This is a genomic window from Streptomyces sp. WAC 01529 (assembly GCF_003945545.1).
Classification (GTDB): domain Bacteria; phylum Actinomycetota; class Actinomycetes; order Streptomycetales; family Streptomycetaceae; genus Streptomyces; species Streptomyces anatolicus.
Genome location: NZ_CP029617.1, coordinates 7,940,696 through 7,958,283 on the forward strand (window position 1 = coordinate 7,940,696; position 17,588 = coordinate 7,958,283).

Below are 17,588 nucleotides of genomic sequence, written 5' to 3' on the forward strand. Positions count from 1 at the left end.
CGGACATGCGCTTGTGGGGCCGCCGGGCCTGACCGCGGCCCGGCTCGGCCCGTCGCGGCATACGACAGCGGGCCCGGCGGAACGCATCCGCCGGGCCCGCTGTCGTACAGGTGCTGTCAGTCCGTGCCGGACTCCATCGCGGCACGGTCCAGCATCGTCTCCTCTTCGGTGGTCTCGCCGCGCGAGGCGATCGCCTGGGCGCCGCCCGCGTCCATGGCACCGATCAGACCCGTCGAGGCCGCCTGCGCGGCGCCGATCGGCGTCGGGTGTGCGGTGCCGACCAGGCCCAGCTCCACGTACTGCTCGAGGCGGGAGCGCGAGTCCGCGATGTCGAGGTTGCGCATGGTGAGCTGGCCGATCCGGTCCACCGGGCCGAACGCCGAGTCCTCGGTCCGCTCCATGGAGAGCTTGTCCGGGTGGTAGCTGAGCGCAGGGCCCCGCGTGTCGAGGATCGAGTAGTCCTCGCCGCGCCGCAGCCGCAGCGTCACCTCGCCCGTGATCGCCGCGCCGACCCAGCGCTGGAGCGACTCGCGCACCATCAGGGCCTGCGGGTCCAGCCAGCGGCCCTCGTAGAGCAGCCGGCCGAGCCGCCTGCCCTCGTTGTGGTACGCGGCCACCGTGTCCTCGTTGTGGATCGCGTTGACCAGGCGCTCGTAGGCGAGGTGCAGCAGCGCCATGCCGGGCGCCTCGTAGATGCCGCGGCTCTTGGCCTCGATCACCCGGTTCTCGATCTGGTCGGACATGCCGAGGCCGTGCCGGCCGCCGATCGCGTTGGCCTCCATGACGAGGTCGACGGCGGAGGAGAACTCCTTGCCGTTGATCGTCACGGGACGGCCCTGGTCGAAGCCGATCGTCACGTCCTCGGTGTCGATCTCCACCGACGGGTCCCAGAACCGCACGCCCATGATCGGGTCGACGGTCTCCAGGCCGGTGTCGAGGTGCTCCAGCGTCTTCGCCTCGTGCGTGGCGCCCCAGATGTTGGCGTCCGTGGAGTACGCCTTCTCCGTGGAGTCCCGGTAGGGCAGCTCGTGCGCGAGCAGCCACTCCGACATCTCCTTGCGGCCGCCCAGCTCCGTGACGAAGTCCGCGTCCAGCCAGGGCTTGTAGATCCGCAGGTGCGGGTTGGCGAGCAGGCCGTAGCGGTAGAACCGCTCGATGTCGTTGCCCTTGAACGTGGAGCCGTCGCCCCAGATCTGCACGCCGTCCTCGAGCATGGCCCGCACGAGGAGCGTGCCGGTCACGGCACGCCCCAGCGGCGTGGTGTTGAAGTACGGCCGCCCGCCCGACCTGATGTGGAACGCGCCGCAGGCGAGCGCCGCGAGACCTTCCTCGACCAGCGCGGCCCGGCAGTCGACGAGTCGGGTGATCTCGGCGCCGTACGCGGAGGCTCGGCCCGGCACGGACGCGATGTCGGGCTCGTCGTACTGACCGATGTCGGCGGTGTAGGTGCACGGGACGGCGCCCTTGTCGCGCATCCAGGCGACGGCGACGGAGGTGTCGAGACCGCCGGAGAAGGCGATGCCGACGCGCTCGCCGGTGGGGAGGGAGGTGAGGACCTTGGACATAGGAAGAGTATGCATCAGAATGCATGGCCATGCAAACAGCCTCGCTGGCGTCACATGTTCTTCGCGCCCGCCTTGATCGCCTCCCGGATGCGGGTGTACGTGCCGCAGCGGCAGATGTTGCGGATCTCGTCCAGGTCGCGCTCCTCTATCTCACGGCCCTCGGCCGCGGCCCGGCGGACCTTGGCGACGGCGGTCATGATCTGGCCCGGCTGGCAGTAGCCGCACTGGGCCACGTCCAGCTCCAGCCAGGCCTCCTGCATGGGGTGCAGGTCCTTGCCGACGGTGGCGGGCAGCCCCTCGATCGTGGTGATCTCGTCGTCCGGCGCGATCTTGGCGACGGGGACCGAGCAGGGGTTGAAGGCCTTGCCGTTGATGTGTGACGTACAGGCCTGGCAGACGCCGATGCCGCAGCCGTACTTGGGCCCGGTCACGCCGAGCAGATCGCGCAGCACCCACAGGAGACGTACGTCGTCCTCGGCCTCGACGGTGATCCGCTCGCCGTTCAGGGTGAAGGTGTGGCTTGCCATGGAGGGAATCAGGGCTCCTCAGAAGGCGCGGTCGAGACCGTCGGTGGGGGACTGGGGTGTGGAGGGCTCGCGGGGGAGCGGGTCAAAGCCGAGCGTGCCGTGGTTGATGGGGAAGCTCGTCGGCAGGGTGCCCGTCGCGCGCGCGTACGCGCAGGCGATGGCGGCGAACGCGGGCGCGACGCCCAACTCGCCCGCACCAGCGGGCTTCTCGCTGTCGCTCGGCATGATCACGACGCGCAGTTCGAGCGGCGTGTTCCACTGCCTCGTGTAGAAGTAGTTGTCCCAGCTGCCCTCCAGCGGGAGGCCGTCCTTGATGTGCAGGCTGGAGGTGAGGGCCATCGCGAGCGCGTCGTTGAAACCGCCCATCATCTGGGCCTCCAGGCCGCGCGGGTTGATGGCGAACCCCGCGTCGACGACCATCAGCGCCTTGGTGACGCGCGGTCCCCCCACCCCGTCCCTGATCTTCCGGTTGACGGTCTCGGGGCGGCAGTCGATCTCGACGAGCGTGGCGACCGCGCCCCGGTACTCCGCGTGCACGCCGATGCCCTGCGCCACCCCGGCGGGCAGAGACCTGCCCCAGTCGCCCTCCTCGGCCGCCCTGTCGAGCACGGCCCGCAGCCGCTTGTCCTTGAGGAACGCGCGCCGGAACTCCACCGGGTCCTTGCGCATCCTCGCGGCCAGCTGATCGACAACCAGCTCCCGCGCGCACGCCACGTTCGGCGAGTAGATGTTGCGCATGCTGCCCGTGTTGAACTTCAGCGGCACCTCGTTCAGCAGCTGCGTGGTGACGCCGAAGTGGTACGGCGTCGACTGCGTCAGCTGGAAGATCGTCTCGGCGAACGTCAGATTGCCCGCGACGGGCAGCTTCGCCGCCGCCGACGTGATCATCTCGCCCAGGCCGTGGCCGAAGTCGGTCTGCGCGCCGGTGTGCCGCTGCTCGTAACTGAGGACGTTGCCAAGGGCGTACGTCGCCCGTACGCGCGAGACGCACATCGGATGCGTACGGCCCTGGCGGAAGTTGTCCGTGCGGGACCACGACAGCTTGACCGGCTTGCCCATCTTCTGGGAGATCTCCGCCGCCTCGGCCGCCACGTCGTGGAAGAGATGCCGGCCGAAGGAGCCGCCGCCCTCCACCACATGCACGGTGACCGCCTTTTGGGGCAGCCCGAGCCGGGCGGCGATGTCCTGCTGCGCCACGATCGGGACCTTCAGGCTCGACCAGATCTCGGCACGGTCGGCACGCACGTCGGCGATCGCGTTGTCCGGCTCCAGCGGACTGTTGCTGGCGAACGCGAAGGTGAACTCGGCGTCCAGCTTCTTGGTGAGCAGCGGCGGTACGACCATCGGCAGGGCGGCCGCCTTGATCTTGCGCAGGACGGTGTCGTCCGACTCCGCGTCGACCGTGCCGCGCCCCCAGGTCACCTCCAGGGCCCGCAGCGCGTCGACGCACTGGCCGAATGTCGCGCCTCGCACGGCCACCCCGTGCTCGATCACCGCGACATCGGTGATGCCCGGCATCCGCAGCACCGCGTCGGCGTTGTGCACCGCCTTCACCGTGCCGTTGATCGTCGGCGGCCTGCGCACCATCGTCGGCTTCGCGTCCGGCACGTCGTGGTCCATGCCGAACTTCTTGCGGCCGGTGACGATCTCCAGGGCGTCGATACGGTTCTGGGGCGTGCCGAGCACCGTGAAGTCCGCGCGGGGCTTGAGCCGCGCGGCGGCCGCGCGGACCGTCGTGCTCGCGGCCTTCTCGGCGAGTGAGCCGTACGTGGCACTGCGGGTCCCGTGCCTGATCACACCGGACTCGACGGTCAGCCGGGAGGCGTCGACGCCCCACTGCGCGGCGGCCGTCGACACGAGCCGCTCCCGGGCGACGGCGGCGGCGGTGCGGACCGGCAGATACATGCTGCGCATCGAGTTGGAGCCGCCGGTGAACTGGTTCATCAGCAACTCGGGCCGTGCGTCGGCGAGCGCGACCCGCACCTTCCCCAGTGGCAGGTCCATCTCCTCGGCGATCATCATGGCGATCGCGGTGGTCATGCCCTGGCCCACCTCCGCGCGGGGCACGGCGAACGAGGCGGTGCCGTCCGTGTGGACCTGGACCGTGATCAGGCCGGACGTCGGCGCCGCCACCAGGTTCTGCAGATCGCCGAGGTCGAAGAGGTTCTCGGGCTGCGGAGGGGACGGTACGAGCGCCGCGGCCTCCTGCGCCCCGACCGCGTCGGCGGCGAAGCGGACGCCGACGGCGAGGGTCGGGGCGGCGAGCAGATAGGCGAGCACTCGGCGACGGCCGGGGCTTTCAGAGCTTTCAGAGCTTTCGGGGCCTTCGGGCGCCGGAGGCTCCGGCTCCGCCGGGGGAGTGGGTTCTGCCATGTGGGGTCCTTCCAGAGCGGGGACGGGTTTCTGCGCACGAACGGGGGGACAAGTGTGGCGTGTTGGAGGTCCTGGGACGGAGGGTCGGCGGCCGAGAATCGCCGGTCGCCTCCGTACGGCAGTACGACGCCTGATGTTCGCCGGGATGTCATCCCCTGTCACCCTTGATCGCCGACCATCTGAGATCGATCGCGGTATCCCGGACCGCGGTATCCCGAGAGGACGACGTTGCAACACCCACGTCCAGGACGTACATACACAGGCAGCGGAACGCTCGCGGCGGGCTCACTAGCGGCCGTGCTGTCACTGGCCCTGGCGGGATGCGGATTCGCGGGCCTCGGGGAAGAGGATGGCGACGACCGAGCGTCGGGCGCCCCCGCGGCCGTCGCCGGGATCGACTGCGCGGAGTCGGGCAAGGTCCCCGGGACGGGTTCGAGCGCCCAGCAGAACGCGATGAAGTACTGGATCAAGGAGTACGAACGCGCCTGCCCCGGCGTGCGGATCGCCTACAACCCGATCGGATCCGGGGCCGGAGGCGCCCAGTTCCTGCGGGGCGCCACCGCGTTCGGCGGTTCCGACAGCGCGTTGAAGGCCGACGAGGTCACCCTCTCCAAGGTAGTCTGCAAGGGCGGGCGCGCGATCGATCTGCCCATGGTCGGCGGGCCCATCGCGATCGGGTACGACCTGCCCGGCGTCGACGACCTGGTCCTCGACGCCCCCACCCTCGCCAAGATCTTCGACCGGCAGATCACCACCTGGGACGACAAGGCGATCCAGCGGCTCAACCCCGGCGCCGAACTGCCCTCCATGCCGATCCGTCCCGTCCACCGCTCCGACGACTCGGGCACCACGCACAACTTCCAGGCCTATCTCGCGGGCGCCGCGCCCGAGGACTGGCAGCACCCGGTGGGCAAGGCGTGGCAGGGCAGGGGCGGCGCCTCCGCGAGCGGATCGAGCGGCGTCGCGACGGAGGTCACCTCGGGCTTGGGTGCGATCGGCTACTTCGAGCTGTCCTTCGCGCGGGCCCGGCACGTCAAGACCGTCGGCATCGACACGGGCGCGCCCGCCCCCGTCAAGCCGACGCCCGCGACCGCGTCGGCCGGTATCGCGGCGGCCCGTGTGGCGGGCAAGGGCAAGGACATGACGCTGAAGTTCCGCTACGGCGCCTCGACTCCTGGCGCGTACCCGATCGTCCAGGTCACCTACGAGATCGTGTGCGACAAGGGCAACCAGAAGGCGACCCTGCCCGCCCTGAAGTCGTTCCTCGGCTACATCGCGAGCGAGGCGGGCCAGGAGCCGCTGTCCCGCCTCCACTATGCGCCGCTGCCCGAATCCGTCGCCGGTCAGGTACGGGACGTGGTGCGCACGCTCTCCTGACCGGGGCCGGATGGTCCCACCCCGGGCGCCCCCAGCGGTGACGGGCGACCCCCCTGTGGCCGGGCGGGGGCGCGGTGCGAGACTGCCCGCATGCTTACGGAGATCATCGCGGCGGCCGGCGTGCTCGGCCTGCTCACGGTGGTGCCAGGGCCGGACATGGCCGTGGTCACCAAACGGGCCGTCAGTTCCGGCTGGCGCGACGGACTGCGCACGGTCGGCGGCATAACCGCCGGACTGCTTGTCTGGGGGGTGCTCACGGTGGCCGGACTCGCCGCCGTGCTGGCCGCTTCGGCCCTCGCCTACACCGTCGTCAAGCTGCTCGGCGCCGCCTACCTCGTCTTCCTGGGAGTCCAGGCCCTGGTGCGCAGCCGCAAGGGGGAGCAGCCGCCCACCGACGCCCTCAGCGCCGCGGCGACCGGCGGCAACCCGTGGCGGACCGGCCTCGTCAGCAATGTCCTCAATCCCAAGATCGCCGTCTTCTACACCGGTCTGCTGCCCACGCTGACGCCCCGGTCCCTGCCCTCACACCTGGGCATGGCCCTGCTGGTCCTGCTGCACGCTGCCCTCACCCTGATCTGGCTGGGCGGCTACGTCATGGTGCTCTCCAAGGCCCGCGCCTTCTTCTCCAGGCCCCGGGTGCGCCGGGCACTCGACCGCGTGACGGGTGTGGTGCTGATCGGATTCGGGCTGAAGGTGGCGACGGCCGACAGCTGACGGGGGCCCCGAACCGCTCCTCGCCCGGGGTGTGCGGATGCGCAGGATGCGCAGGTGAGAGGTGCAAGCGTGCGCTCACACGCACATAATCAGGGGCCGGGCGACCGGTGTCCACGCCGGACGCGTACCGGAAGGGGCACCACGTGAGCGACGGCCACCACCACCACGAACACCCCCACCCGCACCCGCACCCGCACCCGCACCCGCACCCGCACCCCCACCCGCACCCGCACTCCCATCCCACCGGCCCCAAGCGGCACCGGCACCGTCTGCGCCACCTGTTCACCCCGCACTCCCACGACTCGGCCGACAAGTCCGACACGGCGCTGGAGAGTTCGGCGCGCGGCATCCGGGCGCTCTGGGTCTCCCTCGGCGTGCTGGGCCTGACGGCCCTCGCGCAGGCGGTCGTCGTGGTGATGTCCGGTTCCGTCGCCCTGCTCGGCGACACCGTGCACAACACCGCGGACGCCCTGACCGCGGTGCCGCTCGGCATCGCCTTCGTCCTCGGCCGTCGGGCCGCCACGCGCCGCTTCACGTACGGATACGGAAGGGCCGAGGATCTGGCGGGCCTCGTCATCGTCCTCACCATCGCCGCGTCGGCCGCGTTCGCCGGCTGGACGGCCGTCGAACGGCTCCTTGACCCACGGGACATGAGCCACGTGCCCGTCGTGGCCCTCGCCGCGGTGATCGGCTTCCTCGGCAACGAGGGCGTGGCCCGCTACCGCATCCGCGTCGGCCGTGAGATCGGCTCGGCCGCGCTCGTCGCCGATGGACTCCACGCGCGTACGGACGGATTCACCTCGCTCGCCGTGCTGATCGCCGCGGGCGGCTCCGCACTCGGTCTGCGGTTCGCCGACCCCGTGGTCGGCCTCCTGATCACCGCCGCGATCCTGCTGGTCCTGCGGGACGCGGCCCGCGAGGTCTTCCGCCGGGTCATGGACGCCGTGGACCCGGCGCTCGTCGACGCGGCGGAGCGAGCGCTCCTGGAGGTGCGGGGCGTACGAGGCGTCGGCGAGCTGCGGATGCGCTGGATCGGCCACCGGCTGCGCGCCGAGGTGGCGGTCGTCGTGGACGGCTCGCTGAGCGTCCGGGAGGCGCATGAGGTGGCCGTCGAGGCCGAGCACGTACTGCTGCACGCCGTGCCCCGGCTGACGGCCGCCCTCGTGCACGCCGACCCGGAGCCCGTCGCGGGTGAGCGCGATCCTCACCTGGCCCTGGCCCATCACGCGCCCGCCTGACCTCCCTGTGGTGCGGGTCACATGAAGTGGCGGGAACTCGGCGGGTGCGCGGGCCGACTCCTTGTCCGGTCCGGTCGCAGCCGGGCCGCGGCCCGTCGATCCAGGAGAACCACTCATGCCCGCCGAACCCACCGTCCTCGCCGAAGGCGACGGGCAGCAGCCAGTCGAACCTCCGGAGCTTCCCGAGGCCTCGGAGGTCCGGCCCACAGGGAAGCGGTCCGCCTGGGCGTCGTTGCGCCCGCTCGTCCTGCGGCTGCACTTCTACGCCGGGCTGTTGATCGCCCCCTTCCTCCTCGTCGCGGCCGCCACGGGCCTGCTGTACGCGTGCTCGTACCAGGTCGAGAAGATCGTGTACGCCGACGAACTGCGCGTGCCCGTGGCGGCAGGCAAGAGCGAACTGCCCCTGGCGCGGCAGGTGGCCGCGGCCCGCGAGGCGCACCCCGAAGGGACGGTCGGCGCGGTGCGGCCCGCACCGGAGGACGGCGCCACCACCCGCGTCCTGCTCTCCGGCGTGCCGGGCGTCGACCCCGACCGCACGCTCGCCGTCTTCGTCAACCCGTACACGGGCGAGGTGCGCGGCGCGCTCGAACAGTACGGGGCGTCCGGCGCCCTGCCCCTGCGCACCTGGATCGACGAACTCCACCGCGATCTGCACCTCGGCGAGCCGGGCCGGCTCTACAGCGAACTCGCCGCGAGCTGGCTGTGGGTGATCGCCGGCGGCGGCCTCGTCCTGTGGTTCGGGCGCCACAGGTCGCAGCGGAAGCTGCGGAACGCCAGGACCACGACGGGCCGGCGCCGCACGCTCTCCCTGCATGGCTCCGTGGGCGTGTGGGCCGCGCTCGGCCTGTTCTTCCTCTCGGCGACCGGTCTGACCTGGTCGACGTATGCGGGCCAGAGCATCAGCGACCTGCGGGACGCCATCGGACAGACCACGCCGAGCGTCGCGGCGGCCGCCGGAGGTGAGCACTCCGAACACGGCGGCGCGGCCGGTTCCGGCGGTACCGGAAAGGGCGCCGACGTGGGTCTCGACGCCGTCCTGAAGGCGGCGCGCGGCGAAGGGCTCTCGAACCCGGTGGAGATCATCCCGCCCGCCGACGCGTCGTCCGCGTACGTCGTCAAGCAGATCCAGCGCAGCTGGCCCGAGAAGCAGGACTCGGTCGCCGTGAACCCGGCGGACGGCCAGGTCACCGATGTCCTGCGGTTCGACGACTATCCCGTCCTGGCGAAGCTGACGCGCTGGGGCATCGACGCGCACTCCGGTTCGCTCTTCGGCGTCGTCAACCAGATCGCGCTCGCCGCGCTCGCCCTCTGTCTGATCCTGCTGATCGTGTGGGGGTACCGCATGTGGTGGCAGCGCGGGCGCGGGACCTCGTTCGGGCGGCCCATGCCGCGCGGCGCCTGGCAGGACGTACCGGCGTACGTCCTGGTCCCGCTGATGGCGGCGATCGCGGTGCTCGGCTACTTCGTGCCGCTGCTCGGCATCCCGCTGGCGGCCTTCCTCGCCGTGGACATCGCGCTGGGCGAGATCGCGTACCGGCGGGGCCGCAGGGCCTCGTAGCGACGAGGTTCGGGCAGATGTGTGTGACCGGCCCCTGAGCGGGCACTCGAAAGGTGGGCCCCGCCGTGTCTCCCCCGTCGCGGCGGGGCTCCTTCGTGGAGCGCCGAGGCGCCCGCCGCAGCTCTGTTCGGGGGCTGTGGGGTCACCGCACCGGGCCGGGTCACCGGCATTCCCTATTCCTGTAACGCGTTCTACTGTGTGCGCCGTCAAGTCCGAGGCCGAGCGAACCAGTCAGCGCCTGGAGGGGCCGTGCACCTCGAATACACGCCTGAGCAGCAGCAGTTGCGCACCGAGCTGCGTGCCTACTTCGCCGAGCTGGTGCCGGACAACGTGCACGCGCGGTACGCCGAGCCCGCCGCCCAGAAGCGGTTCTACCGGGAGACCATCCGCCGTCTGGGCGCGGACGGCTGGCTCGGCGTCGGCTGGCCCGAGGAGTACGGCGGGCGCGGGCTCACGCCCATGGAGCAGTTCATCTTCTTCGACGAGGCCGCGCAGGCAGGCGTCCCGCTGCCGCTCATGGCCCTCAACACCGTCGGCCCAACGATCATGCAGTTCGGCACGGACGAGCAGAAGAGCTACTTCCTGCCGAGGATCCTCTCCGGAGAGCTCGACTTCGCCATCGGCTACAGCGAGCCCGACGCGGGCACCGACCTCGCCTCGCTCAGGACCAAGGCGGTCAGGGAGGGCGACGAGGCCACCGGCCACTACACGGTCAACGGACAGAAGATCTGGACGACCAACGGCGACACCGCCGACTGGGTCTGGCTCGCCGTCCGCACCGCCACCCCCGAGGAAGGCGTCCCGCCGCACAAGGGCATCACCATGCTCCTCGTCCCGACGAGCGACCCCGGCTACTCCTGCACCCTCATCAACACCCTCGCCTCGCACGACACCACCGCCAGCCACTACGAGAACATCCGCGTCCCCGCCTCCCGCCGCGTGGGCGAGGAGAACAAGGGCTGGCGGCTGATCACCAACCAGCTCAACCACGAACGCGTCACCCTCGCCGCCCACTGCACCATGGCCATCCGCGCCCTGCACGACGTGCAGCGCTGGGCCATGGAGACCAAACTCGCCGACGGCCGCCGCGTCATCGACCTCGCCTGGGTCCGTCGGCAGCTCGCGAGGACCCACACCAGGCTCGACGCGATGAAGCTCCTCAACTGGCAGATGGTCAACGCCGTCCACGAAGGCACCCTCACCCCGCAGGACGCGTCCGCCGTCAAGGTCTACGGCTCGGAGGCGCGCCGCGACGCGTACGCCTGGCTCATGGAGGTCGTCGGCGCCCCGGGCGCCCTGAAGGAGGGCTCGGCGGGCGCGGTCCTCCACGGCGAACTGGAGCGCGGCTACCGTTCGGCGGTGATCTTCACGTTCGGCGGCGGGAACAACGAGATCCAGCGCGAGATCATCTCGTGGATCGGCTTGGGAATGCCGCGGGTGCGCCGCTAGCGCCTGACTCCTCGTAACCCCGGCGCGTCCCGGAGACTTCGGCTCCTGATCAAGCCGCTAACCTTCGTACGCATGACCGATTATCAAGCGCGCGACCGGCTCGTGGGTGAACTCGCGAGACCGGCGCCCCGCCGTCTCTTGCGGTTCGCCGCAGGCGGCACCGCGTTCTTACTCTTCGCCGACCTCGCCACACGCGCCTACAACCGGTACGACTCCATCCCGGCCATCCGCACGTTGGTGAACGTGGACGTCGAGGCCAACCTGGCCACCTGGTGGAACAGCACGCTGCTGCTGGCCGTGGCGGGCATGGCGCTGACCGCCGCGCTGCTCAGCGGAGCAGACGTGCGCCCCGGGCGCCTGTCCTGGCTGGGTCTCGCCGCCGCTACCGCACTGCTCAGCATCGATGAAACGGTCTCGCTGCACGAACGCCTCGGTGAGGTCGGCCGGGCGTGGAAGGAGTGGGCCGGGGGCACGCTGCCCACGCACGCCTGGGTGTTGCCGGGCGCGGCGCTCGCGGCGGCGGGCACCGTGTGCGCCGTGCTGTGGGCGCGGAAGCTTCCCCGCGACCTGCGGCACGGGCTTCTTGCCGCACTGGCGGTGTATCTGGGCGGGGCGTTGCTGACCGAGGCGTTCAATGGCTGGGCGCGCGAGAACGGCCACAGCACCGTGCTCATGCTGGGCACGATCGTGGAGGAGGGCTTGGAGATGAGCGGCTGCCTCGTGGCCCTCGCCGCCCTCAGCCGGTACGTGATGCTGGAGCGCGACCCGGCCTCCGGCCACGCGGTCGTCCGCCTGCGGGACGGCTAGGCCCTGGTCCGCCGGAGCCTGTGGCGCGGCGGCGGCCCCCTTGGAGCTGATGCGGTAGAAGCGGCGCCGCGGGCGGCCCTCACCTTCGGCGATCTCGTCCCGCTCCCAGTACCGCTCGACCCAGCCCGCTTGCCGCAGACGCTCGAGAATCGGGAAGAGTGTGCCGTTCGGGAGGCTGGTGCGCTTCGACAGTTCCAGTCCGTACAGTCCCTCGGCGAGTGCGACGGTGCGGTGTTCGCGGGCGTCGCCGTGGCCGAGGAGGGCGCGCAGCACGGTTTGCGTGTGCGGCGTCATCTTCACATCCGGCATGGACGCAATCTACTTAGGTCGAATGAGGCTTGACTACCTAGGTAGTTGGCCACACTCGGGACCAACGAGCCACAAGACGTCACCCGTCAGGAGATGGTCACCCCATGACTCAAGAGGTGGTCGCCCCATGACCGAGCCCATACCCCCGGCCGAGCCCGACCCCGGCCTCTTCGGCCCGGCGTCGGTGACCTGGCAGCTCCACTCCGACCCGATGATGTGGATCGCCGGGATCCGCGCCCTCTACCTCCAGGCCCTGCACCCCCGCGCGGTCCGCGGCGTCATGCAGAACAGCGACTTCCGCAACGACGCCTGGGGCCGCCTGATGCGCACCGCCCGCTTCGTCGGCACCACCACCTACGGCACCACCGAGGCCGCCGAGAAGGCGGGCGCCCGCGTACGCAAGATCCATACGATGCTCACGGCCACCGACCCGGACACGGGTGAGCGGTACCGCGTCGACGAGCCCGAGCTGCTGCTCTGGGTGCACTGCGCGGAGATCGACTCCTACCTCCACGTAGTCCGCCGCTCGGGGATCCGGATGCCGGACGCGCTCGCCGCCCGGTACGTGGACGAGCACCGGCAGAGCGCCCGGCTGGTCGGCCTCGACCCCGCTGACGTACCCGGCTCGACGGCGGAACTCGCCGCGTACTTCGCCGAGGTGCGCCCCGCGCTGGCCGCCGGGCCCGACGCCCGCGCCGTCGACGACTTCCTGCGCAGCCCGCCGACGCACCCCCTGCTCGCCCCGGCGCGCGCCCTGCTGTGGCGGCGCGTGGCCTCCCTGGCGTACGCCTCCCTGCCGTCGTACGCCCACGAGCTGTACGGCAGAGCCGCCCCACCGCCCTCCACCGTGACCCGGCGCCTGACCCTCACCGGCACCGCCCTGCGCGCCGTCCCCGCGCGTGTGCGCTGGCAACTTCCGCCCAAGCACATCCTGCGCGCCATGGCCCGCCTGGGTCCCGGCAGCCGCCCGGCCCCGTACAAACTCGACAGGGGGGACGCCATACTGGACGGGCCGGGGAGGGCGCAGCGAGGCAACGGGGGCGACAGCGGGAGATGGCGGACACCAGGCTGATCCAGGGCCGCTACCGGCTCCTGGATCTGATCGGGCGCGGCGGGATGGGCGAGGTGTGGCGGGCGCGCGACGAGTCGCTCGGACGCCAGGTCGCCGTCAAATGCCTCAAACCGATGGGGCCCCAGCACGACCAGTCCTTCACGCGCGTGCTGCGCGAGCGCTTCCGGCGCGAGGCGCGCGTCGCGGCCGCCCTCCAGCACCGCGGCATCACCGTCGTCCACGACTTCGGCGAGCACGACGGCGTGCTGTATCTGGTGATGGAACTGCTCGAGGGCCGCAACCTCAGCCAGCTCCTGGAGGACAACGAACAGCAGCCGCTGCCCGTCGCCGACGTCGTGGAGATCGCCGACCAGGTCGCCGCCGCCCTCGCCTACACCCACGAGCAGGGCATCGTGCACCGGGACCTGAAGCCCGCGAACATCATGCTGCTCTCGGACGGCACCGTGAAGATATGCGACTTCGGCATCGCCAGGCTCGGCGCCGACATCGGCTTCACCTCGCGCCTGACCGGCACCGGCATCGCCATGGGCACACCGCACTACATGTCGCCCGAGCAGATCAGCGGCGAACCCGTCGACCAGCGCAGCGACCTGTACTCCTTCGGGTGCGTGCTCTACGAGATCGCCACCGGCGCCCCGCCCTTCGACCTGGAGGACGCCTGGGCCGTCCTCGTCGGGCACCGCGACACCGTGCCCGCCCCGCCGCGCCGCCACCGCGGCGAACTGCCCGCCTACTTCGAGCACATCGTCCTCGACCTGCTCGCCAAGGACCCCGGCGACCGGCCCCCGGACGCGCGCGACCTGCGCCGCCGCATCTCCGCGGGCCGCGCCACACCCTCGTACGTCCCGACCGTCATCACGCCCCCGGTACGCCGACCCGGGCAGCCGCCCTCCGGTGAGCCGCGCCTGCCCTCCTGGACCCGTGGCATGACCACCGGACACAAGGCGAGCGGCGCCTCCGTGCTGCGCACCACCCCGCCCGACGCGGCGGCCGGACTGACCGGCGAGTGGGTCCCGCGCGCCGACACGCGCCGGACCCCGGCGCCCCACCGGCCCGAACGGCCCACCCCGTCACCGGAGCTGGTCGCCACCCTCGCGGGCCGCCACAACGCGGGGCTGAGCCTCGGCAGGCTCGGGCGCTGGGCGGAGGCGGGCGAGGTGCACCGCGCGGTCGCCGCCGAACGGGAGCACGCGCTGGGGCCCGACCACCCCGACACGCTCGCCAGCCGGTACGAGGTCGGCTTCACGCTCAGCCGCACCGGCCGCGCCGCCGACGCCCTGCGCGAGTACGACAGGGTCGCCCGCGGCCGGGAGCGCTCCCTCGGCCCCGAGCATCCGGACACGCTCGCGGCGCGCCAGGAAATGGCGTACGTACTGGGGCAGTTGGGGCAGCACTTCGAGGCGCACCAGATGTACACCTCGGTGCTCGCCGCCCGGGAACGGACGGCGGGCCCCGACCATCCGGACACCCTGCGCTGCCGCCACAACCTCGCGTACAACCTCAGCCGCCTCGGCCGTCTGGAGGACTCCTACCGGCTGGCGCAGGAGGTGGCGGCGGCCCGTGCGCGCGTCCTCGGCGCGACCCACCCCGACACACTGGTCACCCGCTACGAAGTCGCGTACGCGCTCGGCCAGTTGGGGCGCTGGCCGGAGGCGCTGCAGACCTACCGCGAGGTCGCCGACGCGCGGGCGCGGGCGCTCGGCGCGGACCACCCCGACACGCTCGCCGCCCGCTACGAGGTCGGCATCAGCCTCGGCAGGCTCGGCCGCAGCGCCGAGGCCCTGGAGCTCTACCGCGACCTCGTCGACGACCGTACGCGCGTGAGCGGCCCCGCCGACCCCGAGACGCTGCGGGCGCGGCACGGGCTCGGTGTGAACCTCGGCCGGCAGGGGCGCTGGGAGGAGGCGCTCGCGGAGGCCCGGGACGTATGCGCCATCCGCGAGCGGGTGCTCGGCCCCGACCACCCCGACACGCTGGTGAGCCGCCGCGAGGTCGCGGTGGGCCTCGGCTGGCTGGGCCGCTGGCCCGACGCGCTCACCGAGTACCGCAGGGTGGCCGCGGCCCGCGAACAGGTCTTCGGCCCCGACCACCCCGACACGCTCGCCAGCCGCAACGACGAGGCGCACTGCCTGGAACAACTGGGCCGCGGCACGGAGGCGGTGGAGCTCTACCGCAGGGTGGCGTCACTGCGACAGCAGCGGGCGTCCGGGACGCTGTGAACACCACGGCGCGCCGGGCCTTCCGTCGGGCGGCCTGGAGAGCGGCGCCCCTTGAGGGTTCGGCGGCCCACCCGTCTAGGCCTTCGGCGGCCCACCCGCGCTCCAGCGCCCCCGCCCCCGAGCCGCCGTGCTAGGAAGAGGCATGTCCGATCGTGATGCGTACGACGCCGTCATCGTCGGCGGTGGCCATAACGGTCTTGTCGCCGCCGCCTATCTCGCCCGCGCCGGGCGCTCCGTGCTGCTCCTCGAACGGCTGGCCGGGACCGGGGGCGCCGCCGTGTCCGATCGGCCCTTCCCTGGGGTCGACGCGCGGCTGTCCCGCTACTCGTATCTCGTCAGCCTCCTGCCGAAGAAGATCGTCCGGGACCTCGACCTGGACTTCAGGGTGCGCACACGCACCACCTCCTCCTACACCCCGGCCGACCGCGCAGGACGCCCCACCGGCCTGCTCGTCGGCGGCGGCGCGGGCCGCACCCGGCGCGCCTTCGCACGGCTCACCGGAGGCGAACGGGAGTACGAGGCCTGGCGGAGCTTCTACGCCATGACCGGCCAGGTCGCCCGCCGCGTCTTCCCCACACTCACCGAACCCCTGCCGAGCCGCGCGGAACTTTGCGCCCGCGTCGACGACGCCACCGCCTGGCGCACCCTCTTCGAAGAGCCCATCGGCACGGCGATCGAGGACCGCTTCGCCGACGACCTCGTGCGCGGGGTCGTCCTCACCGACGCCCTCATCGGCACCTTCGCCGACGCCCACGACCTGGACCTGCGACAGAACCGCTGCTTCCTCTACCACGTCATCGGCGGCGGCACCGGCGACTGGAACGTGCCCGTCGGCGGCATGGGCGCCCTCACCGGAGCCCTCGCCGACTCCGCGCGCATCGCGGGCGCGCGGCTGCGCACGGGATGCGAGGCGACACGGATCGAAAGCGACGGGGAGCGCGGCGAAGTCACCTACCGGGAGGGCGACCGCGGCGAGCGGACCGTCGCCGCCCGGCACATCCTCGTCAACGCCTCCCCGCAGGCCCTCGCCGAACTCCTCGGCGACGAGCCGCCCCCGCCCGCCGAAGGCGCCCAGCTCAAGGTCAACATGCTGCTCAAGCGGCTGCCGCGGCTGCGCGACACGTCCGTCGACCCGCGCGAGGCCTTCGCCGGGACCTTCCACATCGCCGAGGGATACGAGGAGTTGGCGACGGCGTACGCCCAGGCCGCCTCCGGCACCCCGCCCACCGCGCCGCCCTCCGAGATCTACTGCCACTCGCTCACCGACCCCACGATCCTCGCCCCCGACCTCGCCGAGCGCGGCTACCAGACCCTCACCCTCTTCGGACTGCACACGCCCGCCCGCCTCTTCGCCAAGGACAACGACGCGGTACGCGCCGACCTCCTGAAGGCGACCCTCGCCCAGCTCGACGCGCACCTCGCCGAGCCGATCGCCGACTGCCTCGCGTCCGACGCCCAGGGCCGCCCCTGCGTCGAGGCGAAGACCCCGCTCGACCTGGAGCGCGATCTGCGGCTGCCCGGCGGCCACATCTTCCACCGTGATCTCGCCTTCCCCTACGCCGAGGACGGCGCCGGCCGCTGGGGCGTGGAGACCCGGCACGCGAACGTCCTGCTGTGCGGGGCGGGCGCCGTCCGCGGCGGCGGCGTCAGCGGCATCCCGGGCCACAACGCCGCCATGGCCGCGCTCGGCGCATAACGCCTGGTGTACGGTCGTACGTCGATCACCGGCGCGAACGAGGAGAGGGGTGCCGCGATGGCTTCCCGCCGAGGGGACGGCACCCCGACCTTCACCGAACAGGCCCGCCGAGGCCAGCTCATCGAATGCACGATCGACCTGATCGCCTCGAAGGGCTACCCGGCGACGTCTCTGGCGGCCATCGCCGAGCAGGCCGGTCTGTCGAAGGGCGCGGTCCTCTACCACTTCGCCTCCAAGGACAACCTGACCCAGGCCACTTTCTCGTACGTCATCGAACGGTTCACCGCGTACGTGAACGAGAAGGTGGCCGCCGAGCCGGACCCGCGCGCGGCGGTCGTCGCCTACGTCCGGGCGATGATCGACTACCAGCGGGACAACCGCCGCCATGTACGGGTGATCACCGAAATGCTCCTCGACGACGCGGGCGGCACCCGGCTCAAGAACCCCGGCGGCCATGACACGGCAGGCCGTTGGAACGCCCTGGCGGATCTCCTCACCGCGGGCCAACAGGCCGGTCAGCTGCGCGAGTTCGACCCGGCCACGGTCGCCCTCGCGATCGGCGGGGCGATCGACGGCGTGATCGCCCACTGGCTCGCCCACCCGGAGCTGGACCTGGCCGCCGCGGCGGACGAACTGGTGACGTTCACGCTGCACGCCATCGAGAAGCGCGACTGAGGCCTCCCG

The 17,588-nt window shown here is 71.9% G+C and carries 13 protein-coding genes and 1 pseudogene; 10 read left to right on the forward strand and 4 right to left on the reverse strand.

Going from position 1 to position 17,588, the window contains the following annotated elements; translation table 11 throughout:
- Nucleotides 1–116: 116 nt before the first annotated feature.
- The 3 genes from argG to DMA15_RS34940 are packed head-to-tail and all read right to left on the reverse strand — an operon-like array spanning nt 117 to nt 4,465.
- Nucleotides 117–1,565, reverse strand: a complete 1,449-nt coding sequence (argG, locus tag DMA15_RS34930) for an argininosuccinate synthase (RefSeq protein ID WP_125516652.1) — start codon at nt 1,563–1,565, stop codon at nt 117–119.
- 50 nt (nt 1,566–1,615) lie between these two features.
- Nucleotides 1,616–2,092, reverse strand: a complete 477-nt coding sequence (locus DMA15_RS34935; protein ID WP_125516653.1) for a (2Fe-2S)-binding protein — start codon at nt 2,090–2,092, stop codon at nt 1,616–1,618.
- An 18-nt stretch (nt 2,093–2,110) separates the two neighbouring features.
- Nucleotides 2,111–4,465: a molybdopterin cofactor-binding domain-containing protein gene (locus DMA15_RS34940; RefSeq protein ID WP_125516654.1), complete on the reverse strand. Its 2,355-nt coding sequence runs from the start codon at nt 4,463–4,465 to the stop codon at nt 2,111–2,113.
- Between the two features lie 297 nt (nt 4,466–4,762).
- Between DMA15_RS34940 and pstS the strand changes: the two genes are divergently transcribed.
- From pstS to DMA15_RS34975, 6 genes are all read left to right on the forward strand, one after another.
- On the forward strand, nt 4,763–5,842 hold the full coding sequence (pstS, locus tag DMA15_RS34945; protein ID WP_164551891.1) for a phosphate ABC transporter substrate-binding protein PstS: 1,080 nt from the start codon (nt 4,763–4,765) through the stop codon (nt 5,840–5,842).
- 90 nt (nt 5,843–5,932) lie between these two features.
- A complete protein-coding gene (locus DMA15_RS34955; protein WP_125516657.1) occupies nt 5,933–6,556 on the forward strand; it encodes a LysE family translocator in 624 nt (207 codons plus the stop codon).
- Between the two features lie 143 nt (nt 6,557–6,699).
- Nucleotides 6,700–7,794 (forward strand): cation diffusion facilitator family transporter, encoded by a 1,095-nt coding sequence (locus DMA15_RS34960; RefSeq protein WP_125516659.1) that lies wholly within the window; start codon nt 6,700–6,702, stop codon nt 7,792–7,794.
- A gap of 115 nt (nt 7,795–7,909) precedes the next feature.
- Nucleotides 7,910–9,352 carry a PepSY domain-containing protein gene (locus DMA15_RS34965; RefSeq protein WP_125516661.1) on the forward strand — a complete coding sequence of 481 codons (1,443 nt, stop codon included), beginning with the start codon at nt 7,910–7,912 and terminating at the stop codon, nt 9,350–9,352.
- Nucleotides 9,353–9,601: 249 nt separating this feature from the next.
- The gene (locus tag DMA15_RS34970) at nt 9,602–10,801 is read left to right on the forward strand and encodes an acyl-CoA dehydrogenase family protein (protein ID WP_125516663.1); all 1,200 of its coding nucleotides are present in this window, start codon (nt 9,602–9,604) and stop codon (nt 10,799–10,801) included.
- 72 nt (nt 10,802–10,873) lie between these two features.
- The gene (locus tag DMA15_RS34975) at nt 10,874–11,608 is read left to right on the forward strand and encodes a hypothetical protein (protein WP_125516664.1); all 735 of its coding nucleotides are present in this window, start codon (nt 10,874–10,876) and stop codon (nt 11,606–11,608) included.
- A 39-nt stretch (nt 11,609–11,647) separates the two neighbouring features.
- Here DMA15_RS34975 and DMA15_RS34980 read toward each other — a convergent pair.
- Nucleotides 11,648–11,917 (reverse strand): annotated as a pseudogene (locus tag DMA15_RS34980) (helix-turn-helix transcriptional regulator); the annotation flags it as partial.
- A 127-nt stretch (nt 11,918–12,044) separates the two neighbouring features.
- Here DMA15_RS34980 and DMA15_RS34985 point away from each other — a divergent pair.
- The 4 genes from DMA15_RS34985 to DMA15_RS35000 all read left to right on the forward strand — a co-directional run bounded on the left by DMA15_RS34985 (nt 12,045) and on the right by DMA15_RS35000 (nt 17,579).
- On the forward strand, nt 12,045–12,989 hold the full coding sequence (locus DMA15_RS34985) for an oxygenase MpaB family protein (protein WP_125516666.1): 945 nt from the start codon (nt 12,045–12,047) through the stop codon (nt 12,987–12,989).
- Nucleotides 12,971–15,208 carry a serine/threonine-protein kinase gene (locus tag DMA15_RS34990; RefSeq protein WP_125516668.1) on the forward strand — a complete coding sequence of 746 codons (2,238 nt, stop codon included), beginning with the start codon at nt 12,971–12,973 and terminating at the stop codon, nt 15,206–15,208. Before DMA15_RS34985 ends, DMA15_RS34990 begins: the two co-directional genes overlap by 19 nt.
- Nucleotides 15,209–15,350: 142 nt before the next feature.
- Entirely contained in the window at nt 15,351–16,904 is a 1,554-nt protein-coding gene (locus tag DMA15_RS34995) for an NAD(P)/FAD-dependent oxidoreductase (RefSeq protein ID WP_125516670.1), read from the forward strand.
- Nucleotides 16,905–16,961: 57 nt separating this feature from the next.
- Nucleotides 16,962–17,579 (forward strand): TetR/AcrR family transcriptional regulator, encoded by a 618-nt coding sequence (locus DMA15_RS35000; protein ID WP_125516672.1) that lies wholly within the window; start codon nt 16,962–16,964, stop codon nt 17,577–17,579.
- Nucleotides 17,580–17,588 lie beyond the last annotated feature (9 nt).

Bases quoted from the DNA above. Each gene is read 5' to 3' on its own strand.
- argG (WP_125516652.1), bottom strand. From the start codon at position 1,565: ATGTCCAAGGTCCTCACCTCCCTCCCCACCGGCGAGCGCGTCGGCATC.
- DMA15_RS34935 (WP_125516653.1), bottom strand. From the start codon at position 2,092: ATGGCAAGCCACACCTTCACCCTGAACGGCGAGCGGATCACCGTCGAG.
- DMA15_RS34940 (WP_125516654.1), bottom strand. From the start codon at position 4,465: ATGGCAGAACCCACTCCCCCGGCGGAGCCGGAGCCTCCGGCGCCCGAA.
- DMA15_RS34955 (WP_125516657.1), top strand. From the start codon at position 5,933: ATGCTTACGGAGATCATCGCGGCGGCCGGCGTGCTCGGCCTGCTCACG.
- DMA15_RS34965 (WP_125516661.1), top strand. From the start codon at position 7,910: ATGCCCGCCGAACCCACCGTCCTCGCCGAAGGCGACGGGCAGCAGCCA.
- DMA15_RS34975 (WP_125516664.1), top strand. From the start codon at position 10,874: ATGACCGATTATCAAGCGCGCGACCGGCTCGTGGGTGAACTCGCGAGA.
- DMA15_RS34985 (WP_125516666.1), top strand. From the start codon at position 12,045: ATGACCGAGCCCATACCCCCGGCCGAGCCCGACCCCGGCCTCTTCGGC.
- DMA15_RS34990 (WP_125516668.1), top strand. From the start codon at position 12,971: ATGGCGGACACCAGGCTGATCCAGGGCCGCTACCGGCTCCTGGATCTG.
- DMA15_RS34995 (WP_125516670.1), top strand. From the start codon at position 15,351: ATGTCCGATCGTGATGCGTACGACGCCGTCATCGTCGGCGGTGGCCAT.
- DMA15_RS35000 (WP_125516672.1), top strand. From the start codon at position 16,962: ATGGCTTCCCGCCGAGGGGACGGCACCCCGACCTTCACCGAACAGGCC.